22 protein-coding genes and 3 tRNA genes are annotated in these 22,865 nt (G+C 55.9%); 12 read left to right on the forward strand and 13 right to left on the reverse strand.

The features are described from left to right. Positions 1-35 precede the first annotated feature (35 nt). A complete protein-coding gene (locus tag FE839_RS06755; protein ID WP_138360082.1) occupies positions 36-1,403 on the forward strand; it encodes an L-serine ammonia-lyase in 1,368 nt (455 codons plus the stop codon). 170 nt (positions 1,404-1,573) lie between these two features. Continuing rightward, on the forward strand, positions 1,574-2,329 hold the full coding sequence (gene xni, locus FE839_RS06760) for a flap endonuclease Xni (protein ID WP_138360083.1): 756 nt from the start codon (positions 1,574-1,576) through the stop codon (positions 2,327-2,329). A 90-nt stretch (positions 2,330-2,419) separates the two neighbouring features. Here xni and fucO read toward each other — a convergent pair whose 3' ends face one another. Then, on the reverse strand, positions 2,420-3,568 hold the full coding sequence (gene fucO, locus FE839_RS06765; protein WP_138360084.1) for a lactaldehyde reductase: 1,149 nt from the start codon (positions 3,566-3,568) through the stop codon (positions 2,420-2,422). Positions 3,569-3,595: 27 nt separating this feature from the next. After that, positions 3,596-4,243 carry an L-fuculose-phosphate aldolase gene (gene fucA / locus FE839_RS06770; protein ID WP_138360085.1) on the reverse strand — a complete coding sequence of 216 codons (648 nt, stop codon included), beginning with the start codon at positions 4,241-4,243 and terminating at the stop codon, positions 3,596-3,598. Between the two features lie 569 nt (positions 4,244-4,812). Between fucA and fucP the strand changes: the two genes are divergently transcribed. The 5 genes from fucP to fucR all read left to right on the forward strand — a co-directional run bounded on the left by fucP (position 4,813) and on the right by fucR (position 10,644). Further along, on the forward strand, positions 4,813-6,123 hold the full coding sequence (gene fucP, locus FE839_RS06775; protein ID WP_138360086.1) for an L-fucose:H+ symporter permease: 1,311 nt from the start codon (positions 4,813-4,815) through the stop codon (positions 6,121-6,123). 31 nt (positions 6,124-6,154) lie between these two features. Further along, positions 6,155-7,930 carry an L-fucose isomerase gene (gene fucI / locus FE839_RS06780; RefSeq protein ID WP_138360087.1) on the forward strand — a complete coding sequence of 592 codons (1,776 nt, stop codon included), beginning with the start codon at positions 6,155-6,157 and terminating at the stop codon, positions 7,928-7,930. A gap of 103 nt (positions 7,931-8,033) precedes the next feature. Further along, complete coding sequence (gene fucK, locus FE839_RS06785; RefSeq protein WP_138360088.1) at positions 8,034-9,452, forward strand: L-fuculokinase; 1,419 nt, start codon at positions 8,034-8,036, stop codon at positions 9,450-9,452. A 1-nt stretch (position 9,453) separates the two neighbouring features. Further along, entirely contained in the window at positions 9,454-9,876 is a 423-nt protein-coding gene (gene fucU, locus FE839_RS06790) for an L-fucose mutarotase (protein ID WP_138360089.1), read from the forward strand. Between the two features lie 57 nt (positions 9,877-9,933). Next, complete coding sequence (gene fucR / locus FE839_RS06795; protein WP_138360090.1) at positions 9,934-10,644, forward strand: L-fucose operon activator; 711 nt, start codon at positions 9,934-9,936, stop codon at positions 10,642-10,644. A 63-nt stretch (positions 10,645-10,707) separates the two neighbouring features. On the opposite strand, the gene rlmM is transcribed toward fucR, so the two are convergent. The 3 genes from rlmM to gcvA are packed head-to-tail and all read right to left on the reverse strand — an operon-like array spanning position 10,708 to position 13,133. Beyond that, positions 10,708-11,808 (reverse strand): 23S rRNA (cytidine(2498)-2'-O)-methyltransferase RlmM, encoded by a 1,101-nt coding sequence (gene rlmM / locus FE839_RS06800; protein WP_138360091.1) that lies wholly within the window; start codon positions 11,806-11,808, stop codon positions 10,708-10,710. Then, positions 11,801-12,196: a DUF423 domain-containing protein gene (locus tag FE839_RS06805; protein ID WP_138360092.1), complete on the reverse strand. Its 396-nt coding sequence runs from the start codon at positions 12,194-12,196 to the stop codon at positions 11,801-11,803. Before FE839_RS06805 ends, rlmM begins: the two co-directional genes overlap by 8 nt. A 19-nt stretch (positions 12,197-12,215) precedes the next feature. Then, positions 12,216-13,133 (reverse strand): glycine cleavage system transcriptional regulator GcvA, encoded by a 918-nt coding sequence (gene gcvA / locus FE839_RS06810; RefSeq protein WP_138360210.1) that lies wholly within the window; start codon positions 13,131-13,133, stop codon positions 12,216-12,218. Positions 13,134-13,565: 432 nt separating this feature from the next. Here gcvA and csdA point away from each other — a divergent pair, with 432 nt between their 5' ends. After that, on the forward strand, positions 13,566-14,771 hold the full coding sequence (gene csdA / locus FE839_RS06815; RefSeq protein ID WP_138360093.1) for a cysteine desulfurase CsdA: 1,206 nt from the start codon (positions 13,566-13,568) through the stop codon (positions 14,769-14,771). Then, positions 14,771-15,202 carry a cysteine desulfurase sulfur acceptor subunit CsdE gene (csdE, locus tag FE839_RS06820; RefSeq protein WP_138360094.1) on the forward strand — a complete coding sequence of 144 codons (432 nt, stop codon included), beginning with the start codon at positions 14,771-14,773 and terminating at the stop codon, positions 15,200-15,202. The genes csdA and csdE overlap by 1 nt, the downstream gene beginning before the upstream one ends. A 45-nt stretch (positions 15,203-15,247) precedes the next feature. Here csdE and tcdA read toward each other — a convergent pair whose 3' ends face one another. Both tcdA and mltA read right to left on the reverse strand, forming a co-directional pair. Beyond that, a complete protein-coding gene (gene tcdA / locus FE839_RS06825; RefSeq protein WP_138360095.1) occupies positions 15,248-16,069 on the reverse strand; it encodes a tRNA cyclic N6-threonylcarbamoyladenosine(37) synthase TcdA in 822 nt (273 codons plus the stop codon). A gap of 121 nt (positions 16,070-16,190) precedes the next feature. Continuing rightward, complete coding sequence (gene mltA, locus FE839_RS06830; RefSeq protein ID WP_138360096.1) at positions 16,191-17,288, reverse strand: murein transglycosylase A; 1,098 nt, start codon at positions 17,286-17,288, stop codon at positions 16,191-16,193. Positions 17,289-17,499: 211 nt separating this feature from the next. Here mltA and FE839_RS06835 point away from each other — a divergent pair. The 3 genes from FE839_RS06835 to FE839_RS06845 all read left to right on the forward strand — a co-directional run bounded on the left by FE839_RS06835 (position 17,500) and on the right by FE839_RS06845 (position 17,799). Further along, a tRNA-Met gene (locus FE839_RS06835) sits at positions 17,500-17,576 on the forward strand. Between the two features lie 34 nt (positions 17,577-17,610). Further along, positions 17,611-17,687 (forward strand) — tRNA-Met (locus FE839_RS06840). A gap of 35 nt (positions 17,688-17,722) precedes the next feature. Continuing rightward, positions 17,723-17,799 (forward strand) — tRNA-Met (locus tag FE839_RS06845). Between the two features lie 94 nt (positions 17,800-17,893). Here FE839_RS06845 and cobT read toward each other — a convergent pair. From cobT to FE839_RS06875, 6 genes are all read right to left on the reverse strand, one after another. Further along, the gene (gene cobT, locus FE839_RS06850; RefSeq protein WP_138360097.1) at positions 17,894-18,949 is read right to left on the reverse strand and encodes a nicotinate-nucleotide--dimethylbenzimidazole phosphoribosyltransferase; all 1,056 of its coding nucleotides are present in this window, start codon (positions 18,947-18,949) and stop codon (positions 17,894-17,896) included. A gap of 86 nt (positions 18,950-19,035) precedes the next feature. Continuing rightward, positions 19,036-19,581 carry a bifunctional adenosylcobinamide kinase/adenosylcobinamide-phosphate guanylyltransferase gene (gene cobU, locus FE839_RS06855; protein WP_138360098.1) on the reverse strand — a complete coding sequence of 182 codons (546 nt, stop codon included), beginning with the start codon at positions 19,579-19,581 and terminating at the stop codon, positions 19,036-19,038. Beyond that, positions 19,575-21,098: a cobyric acid synthase gene (locus tag FE839_RS06860; protein ID WP_138360099.1), complete on the reverse strand. Its 1,524-nt coding sequence runs from the start codon at positions 21,096-21,098 to the stop codon at positions 19,575-19,577. Before FE839_RS06860 ends, cobU begins: the two co-directional genes overlap by 7 nt. After that, positions 21,095-21,910, reverse strand: a complete 816-nt coding sequence (locus FE839_RS06865) for an energy-coupling factor ABC transporter ATP-binding protein (RefSeq protein ID WP_138360100.1) — start codon at positions 21,908-21,910, stop codon at positions 21,095-21,097. Before FE839_RS06865 ends, FE839_RS06860 begins: the two co-directional genes overlap by 4 nt. A gap of 8 nt (positions 21,911-21,918) precedes the next feature. Continuing rightward, complete coding sequence (locus FE839_RS06870; protein ID WP_138360101.1) at positions 21,919-22,596, reverse strand: energy-coupling factor ABC transporter transmembrane protein; 678 nt, start codon at positions 22,594-22,596, stop codon at positions 21,919-21,921. Continuing rightward, positions 22,583-22,864 (reverse strand): energy-coupling factor ABC transporter substrate-binding protein, encoded by a 282-nt coding sequence (locus tag FE839_RS06875; protein WP_138360102.1) that lies wholly within the window; start codon positions 22,862-22,864, stop codon positions 22,583-22,585. Before FE839_RS06875 ends, FE839_RS06870 begins: the two co-directional genes overlap by 14 nt. Position 22,865 lies beyond the last annotated feature (1 nt).

The raw sequence follows: 22,865 nt of genomic DNA on the forward strand, positions 1-22,865 counted from the left end.
CGCGTCCTTCCTGGGATTTAAGCAATGGATGCCCTATGATTAGCGTATTCGATATTTTTAAAATCGGCATTGGCCCTTCCAGTTCTCATACCGTCGGACCAATGAAGGCGGGCAAACAATTCACGGATGATCTGATTGCCCGCAATATTCTGACCGATGTCACCCGCGTCGTGGTGGATGTCTATGGTTCACTGTCGCTGACCGGTAAAGGTCACCATACTGACATTGCCATTATTATGGGTCTGGCGGGAAATCTGCCGGATACCGTCGACATCGACGCCATTCCGTTCTTTATTCAGGACGTGAACACTCACGGCCGTTTACTGCTGGCGAAGGGTCAGCATGAAGTGGCGTTTCCGGTCGATAAGTGCATGAATTTCCATGCCGACAACCTGTCTCTGCATGAAAACGGGATGCGTATTACCGCGCTGGCAGGCAACCAGCGTCTCTACAGCCAGACTTACTACTCTATCGGTGGCGGTTTTATCGTCGATGAAGACCATTTCGGCCTGACGCGTGAAGCGCCGATCGTCGTCCCTTACCCGTACAAAAGCGCCGGCGACTTACAGCGTCATTGTCGTGAAAGCGGGCTGTCGCTTTCCGGCCTGATGATGCAGAACGAACTGGCGCTGCACAGTAAAGACGCGCTGGAACAACACTTCGCCGCGGTCTGGGAAGTGATGCGCGGCGGGATTGAACGTGGTATCACCACCGAAGGCGTCCTGCCGGGCAAGCTGCGCGTACCGCGTCGCGCCGCCGCGCTGCGCCGAATGCTGGTGAGTCAGGACAATACCAATAGCGACCCAATGGCCGTGGTGGACTGGATCAATATGTTCGCCCTGGCGGTGAACGAAGAGAACGCCGCCGGTGGCCGTGTGGTAACCGCGCCAACTAATGGCGCCTGCGGTATTGTGCCGGCGGTGCTGGCCTACTACGACAAATTCATCCGCAAGGTGAATGCCAACTCGCTGGCCCGCTATATGCTGGTCGCCAGCGCCATCGGTTCGCTGTATAAAATGAACGCCTCCATCTCCGGCGCCGAAGTGGGCTGCCAGGGTGAAGTGGGCGTCGCCTGCTCAATGGCGGCGGCTGGCCTGGCCGAGCTGCTGGGCGGCAGTCCAGGTCAGGTGTGCATCGCGGCGGAAATCGGCATGGAACACAACCTCGGTCTGACCTGTGATCCGGTTGCCGGTCAGGTACAGGTGCCATGTATTGAGCGTAACGCCATCGCCGCGGTCAAAGCCGTCAACGCCGCACGTATGGCTCTGCGTCGCACCAGCGAGCCACGCGTGTGCCTTGATAAAGTGATCGAAACCATGTACGAAACGGGCAAAGATATGAACGCCAAATACCGCGAAACCTCACGCGGTGGACTGGCGATGAAGATCGTCGCCTGCGATTAACTCCTACCACGTTTCAGGATCTGTAGGCCGGATAAGACGCTCGCCGCCATCCGGCATTTATTGCCTGATGGCGCTTCGCTTATCAGGCCTACGGATCGCGCTATTTCGCAACACTCGCCTCCTGTCGCCCTGGATGTTACCCTGTCCCCAAATTTGTCAGGGAGAACACCGTGGCCGTCCATCTGCTTATCGTCGATGCACTGAATTTAATTCGCCGTATTCATGCGGTTCAAGGCTCGCCCTGCGCGGAGACCTGCCAGCATGCGCTTGAGCAGTTGATTGTCCACAGTCAGCCGACACACGCCGTCGCCGTATTTGACGATGAAGCGCGCAACAGCGGCTGGCGTCATCAACGTCTCCCGGACTACAAAGCCGGTCGTCCTCCTATGCCTGACGAGTTGCACAATGAAATGCCCGCAATACGCGCCGCCTTCGAACAGCGCGGCGTGCAATGCTGGGTTTCCAGCGGCAATGAAGCGGATGATTTAGCCGCCACGCTGGCGGTCAAGGTCACACAGGCCGGGCACCAGGCCACTATCGTGTCGACAGATAAAGGCTACTGCCAGTTGCTCTCCCCGACGCTGCGTATTCGCGATTATTTCCAGAAACGCTGGCTGGATGCGCCATTCATTGAGAAAGAGTTCGGCGTCATGCCGCAACAGTTGCCGGACTACTGGGGTCTGGCGGGGATCAGCAGTTCAAAAGTCCCCGGCGTGGCGGGCATCGGCCCCAAAAGCGCGACTCAATTGTTGGTTCAGTTTCAGACGCTGGAAGGGATTTATGCGCACCTCGACGAGGTGGTGGAAAAGTGGTGCAAGAAACTTGAAGCGCATAAAGAGATGGCATTTTTGTGCCGCGATATCGCGCGCCTGCAAACGGATCTCCATATTGACGGGAACCTGCAACAGCTACGGCTGATACGGTAGTTTTATTGCCGGATGGCGCGGCGCTTATCCGGCCTGCATTTCGTGCAATCCTGTCAGCCGGATAAAACGTTCACGTCGCCGTCCGGAAAATTACCAGGCGCTATGATACAGCTCGACGATGTCAGCAATACTCGCTTCACGCGGATTACCGCCGGTACACACATCATCAAATGCGGCCTGCGCCAGCGCCGGAATATCTTCTTTACGTACACCAACATCGCGCAGATGCAAAGGAATGCCCACGTCGTGATTAAGCGCAAACACCGCGTCGACTGCGGCATTACGCGCCTCCGCCAGGCTCATAGACTCCACTTTAGCGCCCATCGCGCGGGCAATATCGCGGAACTTCTCGCCGGTATAACCTGCGTTGTAGCGCATCACATGCGGCAGCAAAATTGCGTTCGCCACGCCATGTGGCGTGTTGTAAAACGCGCCCAACGGGTGCGCCATTCCGTGCACCAGCCCCAGACCAACGTTGGAAAAGCCCATCCCGGCAACGTACTGCCCCAGCGCCATCGCTTCCCCGGCATCCCGCTCGCCCGCAACGGAACCGCGCAGCGCCCCGGCAATAATCGCAATGGCTTTAATATGCAGCGCATCCGTCAACGCCCATGCGGCGCGGGTGATATAGCCCTCTATCGCATGAGTCAGCGCATCCACGCCGGTTGCCGCTTTCAGCGCGGGCGGCATGCCGTCCATCATGTCGGCATCAATAAACGCGACCTGCGGGATATCATGCGGATCGACACACACAAATTTACGCCGCTTTTCTTCATCGGTGATCACATAGTTAATGGTCACTTCCGCCGCCGTTCCCGCGGTGGTCGGAATAGCCATCACCGGCACGCTCGGATAACGGGTCGGCGACAGCCCTTCCAGACTGCGTACGTCAGCAAACTCCGGGTTATTGCTGATAATGCCGATCGCCTTACAGGTATCCTGCGGGGAGCCGCCGCCAATGGCAATCAGGTAATCCGCCCCGCTTTGTTGAAATGCGTTCAGTCCCTCTTTCACCACGCCGATGGTTGGATTCGGGATCACGCCATCGTAGATCGCCCATGCCAGCCCTGCGGCATCCATCTTCTCCGTGACGTTTCTGACCACACCGCACTGCACCAGCGTTTTGTCACTGACAATTAGCGCCTTGCGATAGCCCCGGCGTTGAACCTCATCGGTTAACGCCGCCACCGCCCCCCGGCCAAACCATGCCGTTTCGTTGAGGATCATTCTGTTTGCCATCACCGGTCTCCTTTTCGTTTTACAGGATCACTCTTCGATACGTAATCCATAAGTTTTGAATTTCTCCAGTACGATAGCGATCGCCTCATCATCCAGAACCGGAACCGGGTCGACAATAGCCAACGTGCTAAGATACAGCTGCGCCAGCACTTCCACTTCATGCGCCAGCCACAGCGCTTTTTCCAGATTCTCTTCACAGGCGATCAGGCCATGATGTTGCAACAGCGTCGCTTTGCGATTTTTGAGCGCCTCAGACGCATATTCGGACAGCTCGCGGGTACCAAAAGTCGCGTACGGCGCGCAGGGAATAGAATTACCGCCCGCCGCAGCAATCATATAATGAATAGCCGGAATCGGACGGTTGAGGATTGAAACCGCGGTGCAGTGAACCGCATGGTTGTGGACGACAGCATTAGCATCAGGGCGCGTCTGATAGGCCGCCATATGGAAACGCCACTCACTGGAGGGCAGTTTGCCCTGTTCATGCTGACCCTCGGCGTTAATATAGACAATGTGTGCTTCTGTTAACTTTTCATAAGGAATACCCGTTGGCGTTATCAGCATCCCGCCCTGATAACGCACGCTCACATTACCTGCTGTCCCCTGGTTCAATCCCAGTCGGGTCATTTCCAGGCAGGTATCAATAATCTGCCGGGCCAGTCTATTTCGTTCCATTCTTTACCTCTCTTTATGATGCTCAATGCGACAACAGACAACTCGCCGGATGTTTCACCGACGCTGTTGAATAACTCAAATAGTTGTTCACCATCATCGTCGCGAATAATCAGAAAGGAATTTACATAAACCTGTTCTGTGATACTCCTCACTTATTTCCGCCAAAAAAGAAAGAAGTTGTGTATTTTCTATTTTCGAAAAATGCCCGTTCTTACTAATACATAAAAAAACGGGCATTCCCGGAAAAAATGTAACAACTGACCGTTTTCCACATTATAAATTAAATCGGTCATCTCTTTTGTGGATTTTAGAATTAACTTACTCAAACGGTCATATTTTCCCGATTATTAAAGTGACAATAATCACATAAAATCACTCAATGCGTGCTAAATGTGACCGTCATCATATTAAAAGCCATTTTTTATTTGAAAATGAATTCATGAGTTCATCCCGTGACGTTTTTTTACTGTTTACCTCGTCCCGGAACTCACCTGATTTTTGCGGTTTGACGGGTATAACCGATCACTCACAAATGCTGCTGAACACGCTTCTGAACCAATGAGGATGCTATGGGAAACACAACAATACAAACGCAGAGTTTTCGTGCGGTGGAGACAGGGCAGAGCAAACGCTACATTATTCCTTTCGCCCTGCTGTGCTCGCTATTTTTTCTTTGGGCAGTAGCCAACAATCTTAACGACATTTTATTACCACAATTTCAGCAAGCCTTTACGTTAACTAATTTCCAGGCAGGTTTGATTCAGTCTGCTTTTTATTTCGGCTATTTTGTTATTCCCATCCCTGCGGGTATTCTGATGAAAAAGTTGAGTTATAAAGCGGGGATAATCACCGGACTATTTCTCTACGCTCTCGGCGCCGCATTATTCTGGCCGGCCGCAGAGATAATGAATTACACCTTATTCCTGATTGGCCTGTTTATTATTGCTGCAGGTTTAGGTTGTCTGGAAACTGCTGCCAACCCTTTTGTTACCGTATTAGGTCCAGAAAGTGGTGGGCACTTCCGTCTTAATCTGGCACAAACTTTTAACTCTTTTGGTGCCATTATTGCCGTGGTCTTTGGGCAAAGCCTTATTTTGTCTAATGTGCCACACAAATCACAGGATGTGCTCGATAAAATGACGCCGGAGCAGCTTAGCGCCTATAAACACAGTCTGGTGCTATCTGTACAAACCCCTTATATGATCATCGTCGCGATCGTCTTACTGATTGCGCTGTTGATTATGCTGACCAAATTCCCGGCGCTACAGAGTGACGATCATAGCGATGGCAACCAGAGTTCATTCATCGCTTCACTTTCCCGGCTGGTACGCATTCGCCACTGGCGCTGGGCGGTGCTGGCGCAGTTCTGCTACGTCGGCGCGCAAACCGCCTGCTGGAGCTACCTGATCCGTTACGCTATCGAAGAGATCCCCGGCATGACGCCTGGTTTCGCCGCCAACTACCTGACCGGCACGATGGTGTGCTTCTTTATCGGCCGCTTCTCCGGCACCTGGCTTATCAGCCGCTTTGCGCCGCATAAAGTGCTGGCAGCCTATGCCCTGTTCGCCATGATCCTGTGTCTGATTTCGGCGTTTTCCGGTGGTCATGTAGGTCTGCTGGCCCTGACCCTGTGTAGTGCATTTATGTCAGTTCAGTATCCCACCATTTTCTCGCTGGGTATCAAAAATCTGGGGCCGGACACCAAATACGGCTCCTCTTTCATCGTCATGACAATTATTGGCGGCGGTATCGTCACGCCGGTCATGGGTTTTGTCAGCGATGCCGCAGGCAACATCCCAACGGCTGAGCTGGTCCCGGCGCTCTGCTTTGCCGTCATCTTCATCTTTGCCCGTTTCCGTTCACAAGCGGCAACTAACTGAACATTTTTCCGAATAACGTAAGGAACCTGTAATGAAAAAAATCAGCTTACCGAAAATTGGCATTCGCCCGGTTATTGATGGACGTCGCATGGGGGTACGCGAGTCGCTGGAAGAACAAACCATGAATATGGCGAAAGCCACCGCCGCGCTGATCACAGAGAAACTGCGCCATGCCTGCGGCGCACAGATTGAGTGCGTGATTGCGGATACCTGCATTGCCGGAATGGCGGAATCTGCCGCCTGTGAAGAGAAATTCAGCAGCCAGAATGTTGGCGTCACCATTACCGTCACCCCCTGCTGGTGCTACGGCAGCGAAACCATCGATATGGACCCAATGCGCCCGAAAGCCATCTGGGGATTTAACGGCACCGAACGTCCTGGCGCGGTGTACCTTGCAGCAGCGCTGGCCGCGCACAGCCAGAAAGGCATTCCGGCATTCTCTATTTATGGCCATAACGTACAGGATGCCGACGACACCTCGATCCCTGCCGACGTTGAAGAAAAACTGTTGCGCTTTGCGCGCGCAGGTCTGGCGGTTGCCAGCATGAAAGGCAAAAGCTACCTCTCTGTGGGCGGCGTCTCAATGGGGATTGCCGGCTCCATCGTCGATCATAACTTCTTTGAGTCCTGGCTGGGGATGAAAGTGCAGGCGGTGGACATGACCGAGCTGCGCCGTCGCATCGACCAGAAAATCTATGACGAAGCCGAGCTGGAGATGGCGCTGGCGTGGGCGGATAAAAACTTCCGCTATGGCGAGGATCAGAACGCGCAGCAGTACAAACGCAATGAAGAACAGAGCCGCGCGGTGCTGAAAGAGGGCCTGCTGATGGCGATGTGCATTCGCGACATGATGCAGGGCAACAACAAGCTGGCGGAAAAAGGGCTGGTGGAAGAGTCGCTGGGATATAACGCCATTGCGGCAGGCTTCCAGGGCCAGCGCCACTGGACCGATCAATACCCGAACGGCGACACCGCCGAAGCGCTGCTGAACAGCTCCTTTGACTGGAACGGCGTGCGCGAACCGTTTGTCGTCGCGACCGAAAACGACAGCCTCAACGGCGTCGCGATGCTGCTGGGCCACCAGCTCACCGGCACCGCGCAGATCTTTGCCGACGTGCGGACCTACTGGTCGCCGGAAGCGGTAGAGCGCGTCACAGGCCAGCCGCTCACCGGCCTTGCGGAGCACGGTATCATTCACCTGATCAACTCCGGCTCTGCGGCGCTGGACGGCGCCTGCAAGCAGCGCGATAGCGAAGGCAAACCGACCATGAAGCCGCACTGGGAAATCAGCCAACAGGAAGCGGACGCCTGCCTGGCCGCTACCGAATGGTGCCCGGCGATCCACGAATACTTCCGTGGCGGCGGCTACTCCTCTCGCTTCCTGACCGAAGGCGGCGTGCCGTTCACCATGACCCGCGTGAACATCATCAAGGGTCTGGGGCCGGTACTGCAAATCGCTGAAGGCTGGAGCGTGGAACTGCCGAAGGAGATGCACGATCAGCTCGACGCCCGCACCAACTCGACCTGGCCGACCACCTGGTTTGCGCCGCGTCTTACCGGTAAAGGCCCGTTCACCGACGTCTACTCGGTGATGGCGAACTGGGGCGCGAACCACGGCGTACTGACCATCGGCCACGTCGGCGCTGACTTCATCACGCTCGCCGCCATGCTGCGTATTCCGGTCTGTATGCACAACGTGGACGAGGCGAAAATCTACCGTCCTTCCGCCTGGGCTGCGCACGGTATGGACAATGAAGGCCAGGATTATCGCGCCTGCCAGAACTACGGGCCGCTGTACAAACGTTAATGCGTCACTTCTTTGCCCGGTGGCGTAAGCTTACCGGGCCTACAATTTCGCATTTTGCAGGCCGGATCAGCAAAGCGCCATCCGGCAACGTTTCGGAGCTACTATGAAACAAGACGTCATTCTGGTTCTCGACTGCGGCGCCACTAACGTACGCGCGATTGCCGTTGACCGACAGGGAAACATTGTCGCCCGCGCCGCAACGGCTAATGCCAGCGATATGGCGGTAGAAAACAGTGCCTGGCATCAATGGTCTCTGGAAGCCATCCTGCAACGCTTCGCTGAGTGCTGTCAGCAGATCCGCGGAGAATTGTCATCCTGTCGGGTTCGCGGCATCACCGTGACCACCTTCGGCGTAGACGGCGCGCTGGTCGATGAACAGGGTCAGTTACTCTATCCGGTCATCAGTTGGAAATGCCCGCGTACCGCAGCGGTAATGGAGAGCATCAGCCGTTTTATGTCGCCGCAGCAGTTGCAGGCAATCTCCGGCGTCGGCGCATTTGCCTTTAATACGCTATATAAACTGGTGTGGCTGAAAGAGAACCACCCGCAGTTGCTCACACAGGCGCACGCCTGGTTGTTTATTTCCTCGCTGCTCAACCACCGCTTAACCGGCGAGTTCACCACGGATATCACTATGGCGGGCACCAGCCAGATGCTGGATATCCAGCAGCGGGATTTCAGCCCGGAGATTTTACAGGCCACAGGGTTACCCCGCCGTCTGTTTCCACGGTTAGTTGAAGCGGGCGAACAGATTGGCACGCTGCAGAACAACGCTGCAAACCTGCTTGGGCTTGAGGCGGGTATTCCGGTGATCTCCGCCGGGCATGACACGCAGTTTGCCCTCTTTGGCGCCGGCGCAGAACAGGATGAACCGGTACTCTCGTCCGGTACGTGGGAAATCCTGATGGTACGCAGCGCTCAAGTGAACACGCCGCTGCTCAGCCATTATGCCGGTTCAACCTGTGAACTGGATAGCCAGTCAGGGTTGTATAATCCGGGTATGCAATGGCTGGCATCCGGCGTGCTTGAATGGGTACGCAAACTGCTCTGGACGCCAGAAACGCCGTGGCAGACGCTGATAGAAGAAGCGCGCCTCATTCCCGCTGGCGCGGAAGGGGTGACGATGCACTGCGACCTGCTCGCCAGCCAAAATGCCGGCTGGCAGGGTGTAACGCTTAATACCACTCGTGGTCATTTCTATCGCGCCGCGCTGGAAGGATTAACCGAACAACTGGCGCGAAATCTGCAAACGCTACAAAAAATTGGCCACTTTAAAGCCGCAGAACTGCTGCTGGTTGGCGGCGGCAGCCGCAACGCGCTGTGGAATCAGATCAAAGCCAATATGCTTGATATTCCGGTAAAAGTACTGGATGACGCTGAAACTACCGTCGCTGGCGCCGCCATGTTCGGCTGGTATGGCGTCGGTGAATTTACCAGCCCGGAACAGGCCAGAGCCCAGGTGAACTATCAATACCGCTATTTCTGGCCACAAACTGAACCCGAATTTATTGAGGGAGTGTGAGATGCTAAAGACTATTTCGCCATTAATATCCCCTGAGTTACTGAAAGTGCTGGCTGAAATGGGGCACGGGGATGAGATTATTTTTTCCGATGCCCACTTCCCGGCGCACAGCATGGGGCCGCAGGTGATTCGAGCCGATGGCCTGCTGGTCAGCGACCTGCTACAGGCAATTATTCCGCTGTTTGAGTTAGATAGCTATGCCCCACCGCTGGTGATGATGGCCCCCGTGGAAGGTGATACGCTCGACCCACAGGTCGAGCACCGTTACCGTGAAGCGCTTTCAGGCTCCGGCCCCTGTCCGGCGATCGTCCGTATTGACCGCTTTGCTTTCTACGAACGCGCGCAAAAAGCCTTTGCGATCGTTATCACAGGAGAGTGCGCGAAGTACGGAAATATTCTTTTAAAAAAAGGGGTAACGCCGTAATCTCATTCCGCAGCGCCCGTCTGATGCGGGCGCTCATCGAACACCAGGGTGAGAAAAATGAAAGCGGCACGCCAGCAAGCGATAGTAGACCTGCTCCTTAAGCATAACAGTCTGACCACCGAAGCCTTATCGCTGCAGCTTGATGTCAGCAAAGAAACCATTCGCCGTGACCTCAGCGAACTCCAGTCCCAGGGGAAAGTGCTGCGTAACCACGGGCGGGCAAAAGTGATTCACCGGCAAAACCAGGACAGCGGCGACCCTTTTCACATCCGTCTAAAAAGCCACTATGCCCACAAAGCCGATATCGCTCGTGAATCCCTTGCCTGGATAGACGCCGGGATGGTGATCGCCCTTGATGCCAGTTCAACCTGCTGGTACCTGGCCCGCCAGTTGCCTGATATCGATCTGCATGTTTTTACCAACAGCCAACCGATTTGTCAGGAATTGAGCAAGCGCGAACACATTCAACTGACCTGCTCCGGCGGTACGCTACAACGTAAATATGGCTGTTACGTCAGCGCATCGCTTATCTCGCAACTCAAATCGCTGGAGATCGACCTGTTCATTTTTTCTTGCGAAGGTATCGACAGCGACGGGGCGCTATGGGACTCAAATGCGGTGAACGCCGACTTCAAATCGCTGCTGTTGAAGCGCGCTTCGCAATCATTGTTGCTGATTGATAAGAGCAAATTTAACCGTTCAGGAGAGGCGCGAATCGGACACCTCGATGACGTGACGTATATCGTTTCGGACGTATCACAGTCATAACGGCTGATGGCGACTTATTGCAGGCTGGATGCGTCGTGACGCGTTATCCAGCCTGCAATCGCCCTATCGCTCGTCGCGACGACCGCCAACAGCCGCCCACAGGCGGCGTACGTGAACCGTCACCTCTTCACGATCGTGATACAACTGACGCGCCTGAATTTGCGCGTTGATACCGTGCTCGTCCAGCTGCTCCTGAATATAAGCCAGATTGCGCGACAACTCTTCATAACGTTTTTTCATCGGCAGCTTAAGGTTAAAGATCGTTTCACGACACCAGCCGTTCACCAGCCACTGCGCCATCAATGCCGCCACTTTCGCGGGTTTCTCCACCATATCGCAGACCATCCACGAAATGTTGTTACGATTCGGGCGATACCTGAAGCCATCTTCACGTAGCCAGGTCACCTGCCCGGTATCCATCAGGCTTTGCGCCATCGGGCCGTTATCCACCGAAGAAACCCACATATTGCGTTGCACCAGTTGATAAGTCCAGCCGCCGGGGCAGGCGCCTAAATCCACGGCGTACATGCCGTTCGCCAGACGCTCATCCCACTCATCCGCCGGAATAAAAACGTGAAACGCCTCTTCCAGCTTCAGGGTTGAGCGACTTGGCGCATCGGCCGGGAACTTAAGGCGTGGAATGCCCATATAGAACGGCGAGTTGTTATGAGATAAGGAGTAACCCGCGTAGCAACAGCCGGGAGCGATAAAGAACACATGCACCACCGGGCGCTTCGGCGTTTCATAATTGGTCAGTACGCCCGCGTCGCGCAGTGCCGCACGCAACGGTACCGTAAATTTACGGCAAAACTTCATCAGTTCTTTGCTTTCGTTGGTATCGGCCACTTCAACACGCAGCTCGCCGCCTTTTTCCACAACGCCCTGTAGCATCCCGACAATCGGCGTAATGCGATCCTCCGGCGGCAGGTCGCGCAGCAGTTCACCGGCCACAAACATCTGGCGAGCAAACACCAGCGAGCTGAACGGCAGTTCGCGCACCAGCTTTTCGCCGTCTTCCGCCTGATAACACTCAAAAATCACGTAGCCGGAGTCCTCTTTAACTCGGGCAAAACCAAAGATCTCAAGACGGGAGGCTTTATCGGTAATTTCCGCTGCGCACTCTTTCTCAAACCCAGGGCGACAATAGAGAACAACTTTATTCATGAACAACGCCCTTACGTTTCAGACGAATTGCACCAATTAACATTAATACCCAACCGGCCAGAAAGCAGACGCCGCCGACCGGCGTAACGAACGCCCACAGGCGTAAATGGGATAGCGCCAGACAATACAGACTGCCGCTAAAAAGAACGATACCGAGCGCCATAAAGACGCTGCTCCAGTAAAACCAGATGCTGATTCGACGCTGCATCGCCACCGCCAGGCCAAAAATCGCCAGCGTGTGGACGGCCTGATACTGCAGACCGGTGTGTAACCAGCCCATCTCCGCAACGCCCAACGTTTTACTTAATACATGCGCACCAAAAGCGCCCAGAGCCACAAAGATAAAACCGCTTATCGCGGTGAATATCAGCATAAAACGGCTGGTCATGTGAGTATCCTACAATGATTTATTGTTCATAACGGAAGCGAAACTTTTCTTGTTCACTCGCTGCTTTTGCCAGTATCCACTGTCGAAAGGCGGCGATTTTACCCAATTCAGCCTGACTGTCATGACAAACGAGATAAAACGCATTTTTACTGACCAGAACATCATTAAATGGGCAGACCAAACGGCCTGCCTCAATCTCGGACTGCGCCATCACGTTATTAGCCAGAGCGACCCCCTGCCCGTGGATTGCCGCCTGCAGCACCATTGCGCTGTGGCTAAAAATCGGCCCCTGCTGAACATTAATATGGTTTAGACCCAACTGACGGGTATAAGTTTGCCAGTCGCGGCGGGAGGCATCATGTAACAGCGTATGTTGCGCCAGATCGGCAGGCGTTTTCAACGCGTTATCGCCGGTAAGTAATAACGGCGAGCAGACCGGGAGCAAATATTCGGCGTACAATTTTTCCACACGCAGCCCCGGCCAGTTGCCGCGACCATAGAAGATCGCCACATCCACATCATCGGCCAGCTTCTCCTCCTGACGATCCACAGCCTGAATTCTGACGTCAATTCCCGGATAAGCTGAGTTAAAGCTGGCCAGCCTCGGCACCAGCCACTGAATGGCAAAACTGGGGAGCATACTGACGGTTAACGCCCCTTTTGCGCTTCTTGCCTGCAGCTTACGGGTCGCCTCGGTGAGCTGAGAAAAAATTTCTTTAATATCCAGAAAATAACTTTGTCCCTCTTCTGTCAAAAGCAGAGAACGGTTGCGTCGACGAAACAGCTTAAGGCCGAGAAAATCCTCAAGAGACTTGATTTGATGACTGACTGCAGCCTGGGTCACGAACAGTTCATCAGCAGCGCGAGTGAAGCTAAGATGACGTGCGGCGGCATCAAAAACACGTAATGCATTCAGTGGTGGCAAACGCTTTGACATAGTTATTCTGGCGCAGATGTTAACGTGATTTAACAAACAGGAAACAGCATTTAACCTATTAGTTTTTTTTATCTGAGCTATTATAATTTGTCCGTTGAGCTTATACCAGCAAATACCTATAGTGGCGACACTTCCTGAGCCGGAACGAAAAGCTTTTTTTGGAATGCGTGTTCCAACAAGCTTTTGGCTTACGGTTGTGATGTTGTGTTGTTGTGTTTGCAATTGGTCCTTGATTTCGGGCCATGGTAGCAAAGCTACCTTTTTCACTTCCTGTACATTTACCCTGTCTGTCCATAGTGATTTAATGTAGCACCGCAATATGCGGTGCTTTTTTTTGCCGCAAAATTATCCTCCTCACCCTGACATACCGCTAGCAGCCTTGCTCTGACAAGAAAATTGCGCGACGATCCGGCTATCGATACGAGGAATTTCATGAACGCATTCAATCCCGTCCAATTTCGCGCCCAGTTTCCGGCCCTGGCCGATGCTGGCGTCTATCTTGATAGCGCGGCGACGGCGCTCAAACCGCTGGCGGTCATTGAGGCCAGCGACCAGTTCTATCGCCTTAGCGCCGGTAACGTCCACCGCAGCCAGTTCGCCGCAGCCAGGCAACTGACTGAACGCTATGAAAACGCCCGCGAGCGTGTGGCGGCGTTGCTCAACGCCCCCTCCGGCAACGATATCGTCTGGACGCGCGGCACGACGGAAGCCATTAATATGGTGGCACAAAGCTATGTGCGCCCGCGCCTGCAACCGGGGGATGAAATTATCGTCAGTGAAGCGGAACATCACGCCAATCTGGTTCCGTGGCTGATGGTCGCGGAGCAAACCGGGGCACGGGTGGTGAAACTGCCGCTGGGGGCCAATCGTCTGCCGGATATCGCCAGTCTGGGTTCGCTTATCACCCCGCACAGTCGGGTACTGGCGATTGGTCAGATGTCCAACGTCACCGGCGGCTGCCCGGATCTGGCTCGGGCGATTCGTCTGGCTCACGATGCCGGGATGGTGGTGATGGTTGACGGCGCCCAGGGCGCGGTGCATTTTCCGGCGGACGTGCAGGCGCTGGATATCGACTTTTATGCCTTCTCCGGCCATAAACTCTATGGGCCGACCGGCATTGGCGCGCTGTATGGCAAAAGCAAACTGCTGGCAAAAATGTCGCCGTGGCTCGGCGGCGGGAAAATGATTACCGAAGTCACCTTTGATGGTTTCAAAACCCAGTCTGCGCCCTGGCGCTTCGAAGCCGGAACCCCCAATATCGCCGGGGTGATTGGCCTGAGCGCGGCGCTGGAGTGGCTGGAGGAAACGGACATCGCACAGGCGGAAAACTGGAGCCGCGGGCTGGCGACGCTGGCGGAAGAGGAACTGGCGAAACGCCCGGGCTTTCGATCTTTCCGCTGCCAGGACTCAAGCCTGCTGGCGTTTGATTTCGACGACGTCCACCATAGCGATATGGTGACGCTGCTGGCGGAATCCGGCATCGCGCTACGCGCCGGACAGCACTGCGCCCAGCCGCTGCTGGCGGCGCTTGGCGTCAGCGGCACCCTGCGCGCCTCGTTCGCGCCTTATAATACGCAAGACGATGTTTATGCGCTGGTGCGCGCTGTGGACCACGCTCTGCAAATACTGGTGGATTAATGACGACTCCTCACCCTTTTGGCCGTGAAATTACCGAAGAGACTTTACGCCAGACGTTTACCCCTCTCACCCAGTGGGAAGATAAATATCGCCAGCTGATTTTATTGGGTAAGCGGCTCCCTGCTCTCCCGGCGCATCTGAAAGCGCAGGCTAAAGAGATCGCCGGTTGCGAAAACCGCGTCTGGCTGGGCTATCGCGTTGATGAAAATGGTGAACTCCATTTCTTCGGCGATAGCGAAGGCCGCATTGTGCGCGGCATGCTGGCGGTATTACTGACCGCTATCGAGGGGAAAAGCGCCGATGAACTGCTGGCGCGGGACCCGCTGGCGCTATTTGATGAGCTGGGGCTGCGCGGCCAGCTAAGCGCCTCACGCAGCCAGGGGCTGAGCGCGCTGAACGAAGCGGTGCTCGCCGCCGCCCGCGAGGTTTAATCCAGGCCCAGTCGGCGATTGCTTACAGCGCCGTCTCCGGGGACGTTACCTTGCCGAAACTGTGGCCTGACGGGCCGCTTTCGCCAGCATTTTTTTCAACGCATGGGAGACCGCGACAAACCCAAAGGTGGCGGTCACCATCGTCGCCGCGCCAAATCCAGACGCGCAATCCATCCGTTTCGGGCCTTCAGCGGTGCTTTTCATCGCACAAACGCTGCCGTCCGCCTGCGGATAAACCAGCGCTTCGGTAGAAAAGACGCAATCCACGCCGAGTTTACCTTTACTGTTCTTCACCACCCCAAACTGGCTCTTCAGCCGCTCGCGCAGCTTTGCCGCCAGCGGATCCTGAATGGTTTTCGCCAGATCCGCGACCTGAATTTGCGTCGGATCGATTTGCCCGCCCGCGCCGCCGGTCGTCACCAGCGGGACTTTATTACGACGGCACCAGGCGATTAAGGCCGCTTTCGGGCGCACGCTGTCGATGGCATCGATCACATAGCTGAAGTCGCCGCCGAGATACTCAGCGACGTTTTCCGCCGTGACAAAATCATCCACCACCGTGACCCGACACTCCGGGTTGATCAGGCGAATGCGTTCAGCCATCACCTCCGCCTTCGCCAGACCGACATTGCCACCCAGGGCGTGGATCTGGCGGTTGGTATTGGTGACGCAGACATCATCCATATCAATAAGCGTAATCGCGCCAATTCCGGTTCTCGCCAGCGCTTCCGCCGCCCAGGAACCGACGCCGCCGATCCCCACCACGCAGACATGCGCGTCGGCAAAACATTGCAGCGCCTTTTCACCGTATAAACGCGCCGTACCGCCAAAACGCTGGCGCCAGCCATCGCTGATTACAACAGACATAAAACCTCAGAATATAATGGGCCTGCCAGCGCATGCCCCGTCGTGCCTCCGCGACTGTCGGACACTCCCGGAGACGCCACGTTACGCCAGTCCGGGAGACAAACAATCAGACATCCGCGCCTTAACCGCTAAATACGTTGCCTGCGCCCGGCGCGTTTTTCAGCACCCACACGCGACCATAGTGATTATACCAACCGGCACGATGCCCTGCATCCGGGCCAATTCCCTGGTAAATATCAAAGTGCTGACCCTTAATCGCGCCACCGACATCCAGGGCAACCATTAAACGCAGTTCGTACTGCCCGTTAAACTTGCCGTTATTATCCAGCAACGGAACTTCCGCCAGCAGGGTCGTACCGGCAGGAATAATAGAGCGATCGGATGCCACCGACGCGCGACCAATCAGCGGTACCGCGCTGGCACCTTTCACCGGCGCAAAAGATTGCGGCTTAAAGAAGACGAAGGACGGGTTCTGCTCCAGCAGTTCACGAACCTCCGCCTCGCTGTGCCTTTCGCCCCATTCGCGGATCGCCTGCATCGACATATCTTCACGCTTCACTTCACCACGATCGATAAGCACTTTTCCGATGCTGTAATATGGCCAACCGTTTTTCCCGGCATAGCTAAAGAAGTTCAGCGGCGAACCATCGCCAAAATCAATATAGCCGCTACCCTGGACATCCATAATAAAGTTGTCCATCAGCGAATTACTCCAGGCGATAACATATTTGTCGCTCAGCGCACCGGCATAGATACTGGCGCGGGACGGCAGCTTACCGCGTTTAGGCGGCATACGATAAATAGGGTACTGGAACTCGCCCTGGCGCGTGTGACGCGCCTGCACCACCGGCGTGTAGTAACCGGTAAACTGGACGTTGCCGTAGTTATCCGCCCCCTGCATCTGCCAGGCGTCAATACCAAACTGGCGCAGCGTACGGGTGTCACCGCCGGAACGCAGCCACTCCTCAATCGCATGATAAACGTTGCTTTGACTGGTATACAGGCGCGGAGAAGCGCTACGAATCTGTCTCACCTGCTCGGAAAAATCGCCGGCATTAATCGGCGAACCTACCGCATCAGGTTGATTAACTAATGAAAACGGCTGGGTGAATTTACCTTCATTATACTGCTGACCGCGATCGGTCGGTTTTGAGGAACAGGCGGCAAGCATTGCCAGCATCGCGCCTGTTACTACGTATCTTGCCCAACGTCCTTTCATGGTATCTCTTCTTTATTCTACTGAGTCCGGGTGCGTGATGAAGATAACAAACCGTCAGGGCTAATGAAATGCGCTTACGCACGGCAAAGGCCGCTTTGTTCAAAAAACGGACGGGAAGTGATTCTATATGCACCATTTTTTACAAAATTGGCGATTTATATGAAAAAAGGTTGCATCAAAACGTTAGCAGAGTATAGTGCGCATCCACGGACGCGGGGTGGAGCAGCCTGGTAGCTCGTCGGGCTCATAACCCGAAGGTCGTCAGTTCAAATCTGGCCCCCGCAACCAATTAAAATGTGATGAAGTAAAAGCAGTACGGTGACGCGGGGTGGAGCAGCCTGGTAGCTCGTCGGGCTCATAACCCGAAGGTCGTCGGTTCAAATCCGGCCCCCGCAACCAATCAAAATTTGATGAAGTAAAAAGCAGTACGGTGACGCGGGGTGGAGCAGCCTGGTAGCTCGTCGGGCTCATAACCCGAAGGTCGTCGGTTCAAATCCGGCCCCCGCAACCAGCATTACAAGCACCCTTAAGGGTGTTTTTTTGTTTCTGCACTGTGCAAAATCACACTATATCTCCGGGAACGGTTTCCGCCGCTCCCGCCCCTCTCAGCCCTGCGGCAATACAATATTACTCTCCGCCAGCATTCCCATCTCATGGTATATCGCACAGGCCGCCTCGACGATCGGCATCGCCAGCGCCGCGCCGCTCCCCTCGCCCAGACGCATTCCCATATTGAGATACGGTTCCAGCTCCAGGTGCATCAGCGCCGTACGCGCTCCCTTCTCCGCCGAATAGTGCGAAGGGATAAGATAGGGTTTCAGTTCCGGTGCAATTTGGCACGCCGCCAGCGCCGCCGCGTAGGACAAAAAGCCATCCAGCACTACCGGCAGCCCGCAGGAAGCCGCCCCCAGCATCACACCCGCCATCCCCAGAAGATCGAAACCGCCCACTTTCGCCAGAACGTCCAGGCCATCATGCGGATCGGGCTGATTGACAGCGATAGCCCGGCGCACCACTGCTACTTTGTTGCTCATTCTGGTCAACGGCAAATTCGCACCGATTCCCACCACCTCTTGCGCATCGCTGCCGGTCAGGACGCTGACAATTGCCGCCGCCGGAGTGGTATTCGCCATTCCCAGCTCCCCGACGCCAAACAGGGTCACGCCGTCCCGCGCCAGCTCGCGCGTATAGAGCATCGTCGCCAATAGCAGCTCTTCCGCCTGGCCGCGACGCATTGCCGGGCCAACGGCGATATTCCCGCAGCCGCGCGCTACCCGCATGTTGATAACGCCAGGGATCGGTTCAGCATCGATCCCGACATCAATCACATGTACCTTCGCCCCCGCCTGGGCGGCCAGCACGCAAACGCCGGTCTTGCCTCGCGTCATATTTGCGGCCTGAATAGCGGTTACCGCTTTTGGCGAAATCGCCACGCCTTCGTCCCAGACGCCGTGGTCAGCACACATCACCAACAGCGCCTTCTTTTTCACCTGCGGTATGCCATCAAGGCCGGGCATCCCCGCCAGCTGTACGGCGAGATCTTCAAGGCGGCCAAGGCTTCCGGGCGGTTTAAGCAGTCCATCGATATGCAGACGGGCGCTCGCCATCGCGTTTTCATCAGGCGCGGGGATCGCACCCAGTAATGCAGTTAAGCTGTGCATAGAAATTCTCGTCATGTTGGCTGGCTCAAGGCTGAACCAGCAGGAAAATAGCTTCCCGATAATAAAGAGATGCCGGAGCGGTTGATTTACTTAATTTTGACGCCGATGCCCGACACAACCAGCCAGACCTCATCCGCCGCCGCCGCGAGGCGTTGATTGACGCGCCCGGCGATATCGCGGAAATGCCGGGCCAGACGGTTTTCCGGCACGATCCCCATCCCCACTTCGTTGGTAACCAGCACCACGTGGGCCGGGCAGCGCTGACAGGCAGCAATCAGTACCGCGATTTCGCCGTCAATAGCTCGCTCCATTGCGGCGTAATCCCAGTCGTCAGGCGAATCGTCGCCGCCCAGCGCGAACAGCAGGTTGGTGACCATCGTGGTGATGCATTCCAGCAAAACAGCTTCTTCGGGATCGTTATCCGCGGTGATCAGCTCATCTAGCTGCTGCCAGCGTTCTGCCGTGCGCCAGTGCGCGGGACGACCATCGCGGTGATGCTGGATCCTCGCCGCCATTTCGTCATCAAAAATCTGCGACGTGGCGATATATAACACCTGCGGTGACTGCGCGATCAGCGCTTCGGCGTGGCGGCTTTTGCCGCTGCGCGCCCCTCCAGTGACTAAAGTCAGCATACCGGCTCCTGATGCTGGCGCATGATGACGTAAATTTTTTCGATAGCAATATGCTTGCGCATCGCCTCGGCCAGCAGATCGAACTGCCGGGATTTGTAGTGCGCATACTCAACGTCGCTATCCAGCGCGGCCAGCCCTTTCCGCTGGCGCAGGCCGTTAACCAGCGCGCGGGTAAACCCATCGCTGTCAAACAGGCCATGCAGATAGGTGCCAAACGCCAGGCCATCGTCGCTGACCGCGCCGTCCGCCACGGTCATCCCATTCTTGTGCAGATGCACCAGCGCCCGGCTGCCGTCATGCCGCTCGGTCTCGCCCATATGGATTTCGTAACCGCTTACGGACAAACCGGCCGTTGTCGCCAGCCATTCGGGCAGTTCTGGCGCCATGGTCGCCGTTACCTGGGTAGTGGTTTTGTGGTGTGCGAAGTGGGTCACTGTATTGAGCAATCCCAGCCCAGGCTGTGTGCCAAGCCCCGATTCCATCTCATCAATTATGGTTTCGCCAAGCATCTGATAACCGCCGCAAATCCCCAGAACCGGAACTCCCTGACGCTGAACCTGCTGCACCGCATGCGCCATACCGCTTTCGCGCAGCCAGGCCAGATCGCCAAGCGTATTTTTACTGCCCGGCAGGATAACCAGATCAGCATCCGCCAGTTCCTGCGGATGACGGACATAACGCACACGTACGTCCGGTTGCGCCGCCAGCGCGTTGAAGTCGGTAAAATTGGAGATATGCGGTAGCTGGACCACGGCAATGTCAATATCACGCCTGCCGGTGCGCAGATATTTGCCTTTTTGCAGCGCCACCCCATCCTCATCTTCGAGATCGACATCCAGCCACGGCATTACGCCGAGCACCGGGACACCGGTCAGCGCTTCGATCTGCTCGATACCCGAATGAAGCAGCGCCGCGTCGCCGCGAAATTTATTAATAATCACCCCTTTGACCCGCGCACGCTCATGTTCATGCAGCAGCGCGAGAGTGCCATAAATAGCGGCGAATACGCCGCCGCGATCGATATCCGCCACGAGGATCACCGGGCACTGCGCCATTTCGGCCATCCCCATATTGACGATATCGCGATCGCGCAGATTGATCTCTGCCGGGCTACCCGCACCTTCCAGCACCAGCACATCATGCTCGGCGGCCAGGCTGTTATAAACTGAAAGGATCTGCTCGCGCAGGCGCGGCTTGTATTCGTGATAGCTCACCGCGTCCATATCGGTCGCCACCTTGCCCATGAGCACCACCTGCGCTTTACGATCGCTGGTCGGCTTCAGCAGCACCGGGTTCATACGCACATCCGGCGCGATCCCGGCAGCTTCTGCCTGAAAAATCTGCGCGCGCCCCATCTCTTTGCCATCCGGGGTGATGCCTGAATTAAGCGCCATATTCTGCGATTTAAACGGCGCAGTACGGTGCCCGTCCTGATAAAAAATACGGCACAGCCCCGCCACCAGCACGCTTTTACCCACGTCGGAAGCGGTGCCCTGTAGCATAATTGCCAGCGTCATAACGCCTCCTTGATCGGGCGGTTTCGCATCTGCTTAAAAAACTCCTCTTCGGTTTTACACAGCGGCAACCCCAGTTGCGCATGCAGCTTCACCAGCCACGGCTGGGTCAGCCCGGCCTGCGCCATCAGCTCACTGCGGGCAAATACCTCGCCGGGCTCTCCGTGCGCCAGCACTTCACCGCGACGCAAAACATACACCGTATCGCTGACCTCATAGATCAGATCGATATCGTGGCTGGAGATCACCACGTGATTACCCTGATCGACAATGCGCTTAATGATGTCGATCATCTGCGCGCGCCCCGAAGGATCGAGACCCGCCGTTGGCTCATCCAGTAGTAAATAGCGCGCCTGCAGCACCAGGGCCCCGGCTATCGCCACGCGCTTTTTCTGCCCGTGGCTCAGGCACTGAATCGGCTGCTGGCGAAAGCCCTGAGCATCAACAAGAGTCAGCGCATCGTCTACCCGGCGGGCGATGTCATCCTCCGCGACGCCTAAGTTACGCAGGCTAAAGGCGATATCGCTGTCGATATCGGTATAAAAAATTTGCTGATCCGGGTCCTGGAAAACGGTGGCCACCTGCTGACGCAGCGCCAGCAGGCCGCGCTTGCTGTAATCCAGCGGCTTTCCCTGCCATAATACCGCTCCTTTTTGCGGGCGCAGCAAGCCGCTCAGGTTCATAAACAGCGTGGATTTTCCGCAGCCATTCGCCCCCACCAGCCCGGTCACCGCATGGCGGGAAAAATCCAGCGTCAGGCCCTTCAACACCGGCGCATCCTGATAGCTAAACCAGAGATCGGTCGTGGCAAGCATACTTATCCTTAGAGGTGAAAATCCCCCTGATACAGTTTGATATCCAGCGTGGTGCTCATTTGTTGGTAGCGGAACATCACCCGGGTAAACAGTAGCCCCACCAGCATCGCCAGCGAACGATAGCCTTGCGGCACGCTACGGTAGCCAAAGCGCAAAGTTTGCGCCCGGTGAATCGCCAGCGCTTCGTCTAACAAAATAAAAATAAAGCGCCAGGTCAGCAGGATCTGCTCGGTGAGCAATCGCGGTACCCGGCCGCGCTTGAGCAGCAAAATAAGCTGCGGAAACGGCAGATTCAGCACCAGCCAGAAGGTTGATGCCAGCGCCGCCAGGCTGCGCCAGAAGGTCTCATTGGCGGTGGTCAGCCCCGCCGACGTGATACCCAGCCAGTAATTTCCCAGCGGGAGGCTAAGCAATAGCGTGTGCGGATCGTGACTGAAACTAAACAGAATGGTCAACACGCCGACCAGCAAGAAACCAAACGGCAGCGCCATCCAGCGACACCAGCGCCGCGGCGAGACCCGCAGCAGCCAGCAGGTCAGCCCGGCGACCAGCGCCATCTCAATCCCCTGCCCCAGCGGGGGCAGCGTAAAGGCCAGTACCATCAGCAGCAGCCAGAACAGGAACTTGCGCTCTGGCGCCACATGAAACCAGCGACTCTGGTAGCTGAGTCGGTCAAACCCGGTCATCACGGCGTTGTCTGCCTTTGGTGTAGCCCAGAATATAGAAAATCACCGCCGCGCCCAGGGAGCCCTGTAGTGTAAACAGCAGACTTTCAATTTCCCCGCTCGCCGGTTCGTACAGCGGCTGGAACCATGGTTTATAATGTGGGGCGACAACCTGAATCTGACTTTCCGCCTCGCCGTCCGAACCGCCAAATTCACCGCCGTGATCGATAAAGAACGGCAGGATCACCAGCGCCACAACCATAGCTAACAATATCAGCATCTTTTTCATC

The sequence above is a fragment of the Klebsiella indica genome (assembly GCF_005860775.1).
Taxonomy (GTDB): Bacteria; Pseudomonadota; Gammaproteobacteria; order Enterobacterales; family Enterobacteriaceae; genus Klebsiella; species Klebsiella indica.

What these genes read in the sequence shown, in the direction of transcription:
- fucK (WP_138360088.1), top strand. Translation starts at nt 8,034, where the DNA reads ATGAAACAAGACGTCATTCTGGTTCTCGACTGCGGCGCCACTAACGTA.
- gcvA (WP_138360210.1), bottom strand. Translation starts at nt 13,133, where the DNA reads ATGTCAAAGCGTTTGCCACCACTGAATGCATTACGTGTTTTTGATGCC.
- fucU (WP_138360089.1), top strand. Translation starts at nt 9,454, where the DNA reads ATGCTAAAGACTATTTCGCCATTAATATCCCCTGAGTTACTGAAAGTG.
- fucP (WP_138360086.1), top strand. Translation starts at nt 4,813, where the DNA reads ATGGGAAACACAACAATACAAACGCAGAGTTTTCGTGCGGTGGAGACA.
- FE839_RS06860 (WP_138360099.1), bottom strand. Translation starts at nt 21,098, where the DNA reads ATGACGCTGGCAATTATGCTACAGGGCACCGCTTCCGACGTGGGTAAA.
- fucA (WP_138360085.1), bottom strand. Translation starts at nt 4,243, where the DNA reads ATGGAACGAAATAGACTGGCCCGGCAGATTATTGATACCTGCCTGGAA.
- FE839_RS06755 (WP_138360082.1), top strand. Translation starts at nt 36, where the DNA reads ATGATTAGCGTATTCGATATTTTTAAAATCGGCATTGGCCCTTCCAGT.
- FE839_RS06805 (WP_138360092.1), bottom strand. Translation starts at nt 12,196, where the DNA reads ATGACCAGCCGTTTTATGCTGATATTCACCGCGATAAGCGGTTTTATC.
- FE839_RS06875 (WP_138360102.1), bottom strand. Translation starts at nt 22,864, where the DNA reads ATGAAAAAGATGCTGATATTGTTAGCTATGGTTGTGGCGCTGGTGATC.
- FE839_RS06865 (WP_138360100.1), bottom strand. Translation starts at nt 21,910, where the DNA reads ATGCTTGCCACGACCGATCTCTGGTTTAGCTATCAGGATGCGCCGGTG.
- cobT (WP_138360097.1), bottom strand. Translation starts at nt 18,949, where the DNA reads ATGCACAGCTTAACTGCATTACTGGGTGCGATCCCCGCGCCTGATGAA.
- fucR (WP_138360090.1), top strand. Translation starts at nt 9,934, where the DNA reads ATGAAAGCGGCACGCCAGCAAGCGATAGTAGACCTGCTCCTTAAGCAT.
- fucO (WP_138360084.1), bottom strand. Translation starts at nt 3,568, where the DNA reads ATGGCAAACAGAATGATCCTCAACGAAACGGCATGGTTTGGCCGGGGG.
- csdA (WP_138360093.1), top strand. Translation starts at nt 13,566, where the DNA reads ATGAACGCATTCAATCCCGTCCAATTTCGCGCCCAGTTTCCGGCCCTG.
- csdE (WP_138360094.1), top strand. Translation starts at nt 14,771, where the DNA reads ATGACGACTCCTCACCCTTTTGGCCGTGAAATTACCGAAGAGACTTTA.
- mltA (WP_138360096.1), bottom strand. Translation starts at nt 17,288, where the DNA reads ATGAAAGGACGTTGGGCAAGATACGTAGTAACAGGCGCGATGCTGGCA.
- cobU (WP_138360098.1), bottom strand. Translation starts at nt 19,581, where the DNA reads ATGCTGACTTTAGTCACTGGAGGGGCGCGCAGCGGCAAAAGCCGCCAC.
- fucI (WP_138360087.1), top strand. Translation starts at nt 6,155, where the DNA reads ATGAAAAAAATCAGCTTACCGAAAATTGGCATTCGCCCGGTTATTGAT.
- rlmM (WP_138360091.1), bottom strand. Translation starts at nt 11,808, where the DNA reads ATGAATAAAGTTGTTCTCTATTGTCGCCCTGGGTTTGAGAAAGAGTGC.
- FE839_RS06870 (WP_138360101.1), bottom strand. Translation starts at nt 22,596, where the DNA reads ATGACCGGGTTTGACCGACTCAGCTACCAGAGTCGCTGGTTTCATGTG.
- tcdA (WP_138360095.1), bottom strand. Translation starts at nt 16,069, where the DNA reads ATGTCTGTTGTAATCAGCGATGGCTGGCGCCAGCGTTTTGGCGGTACG.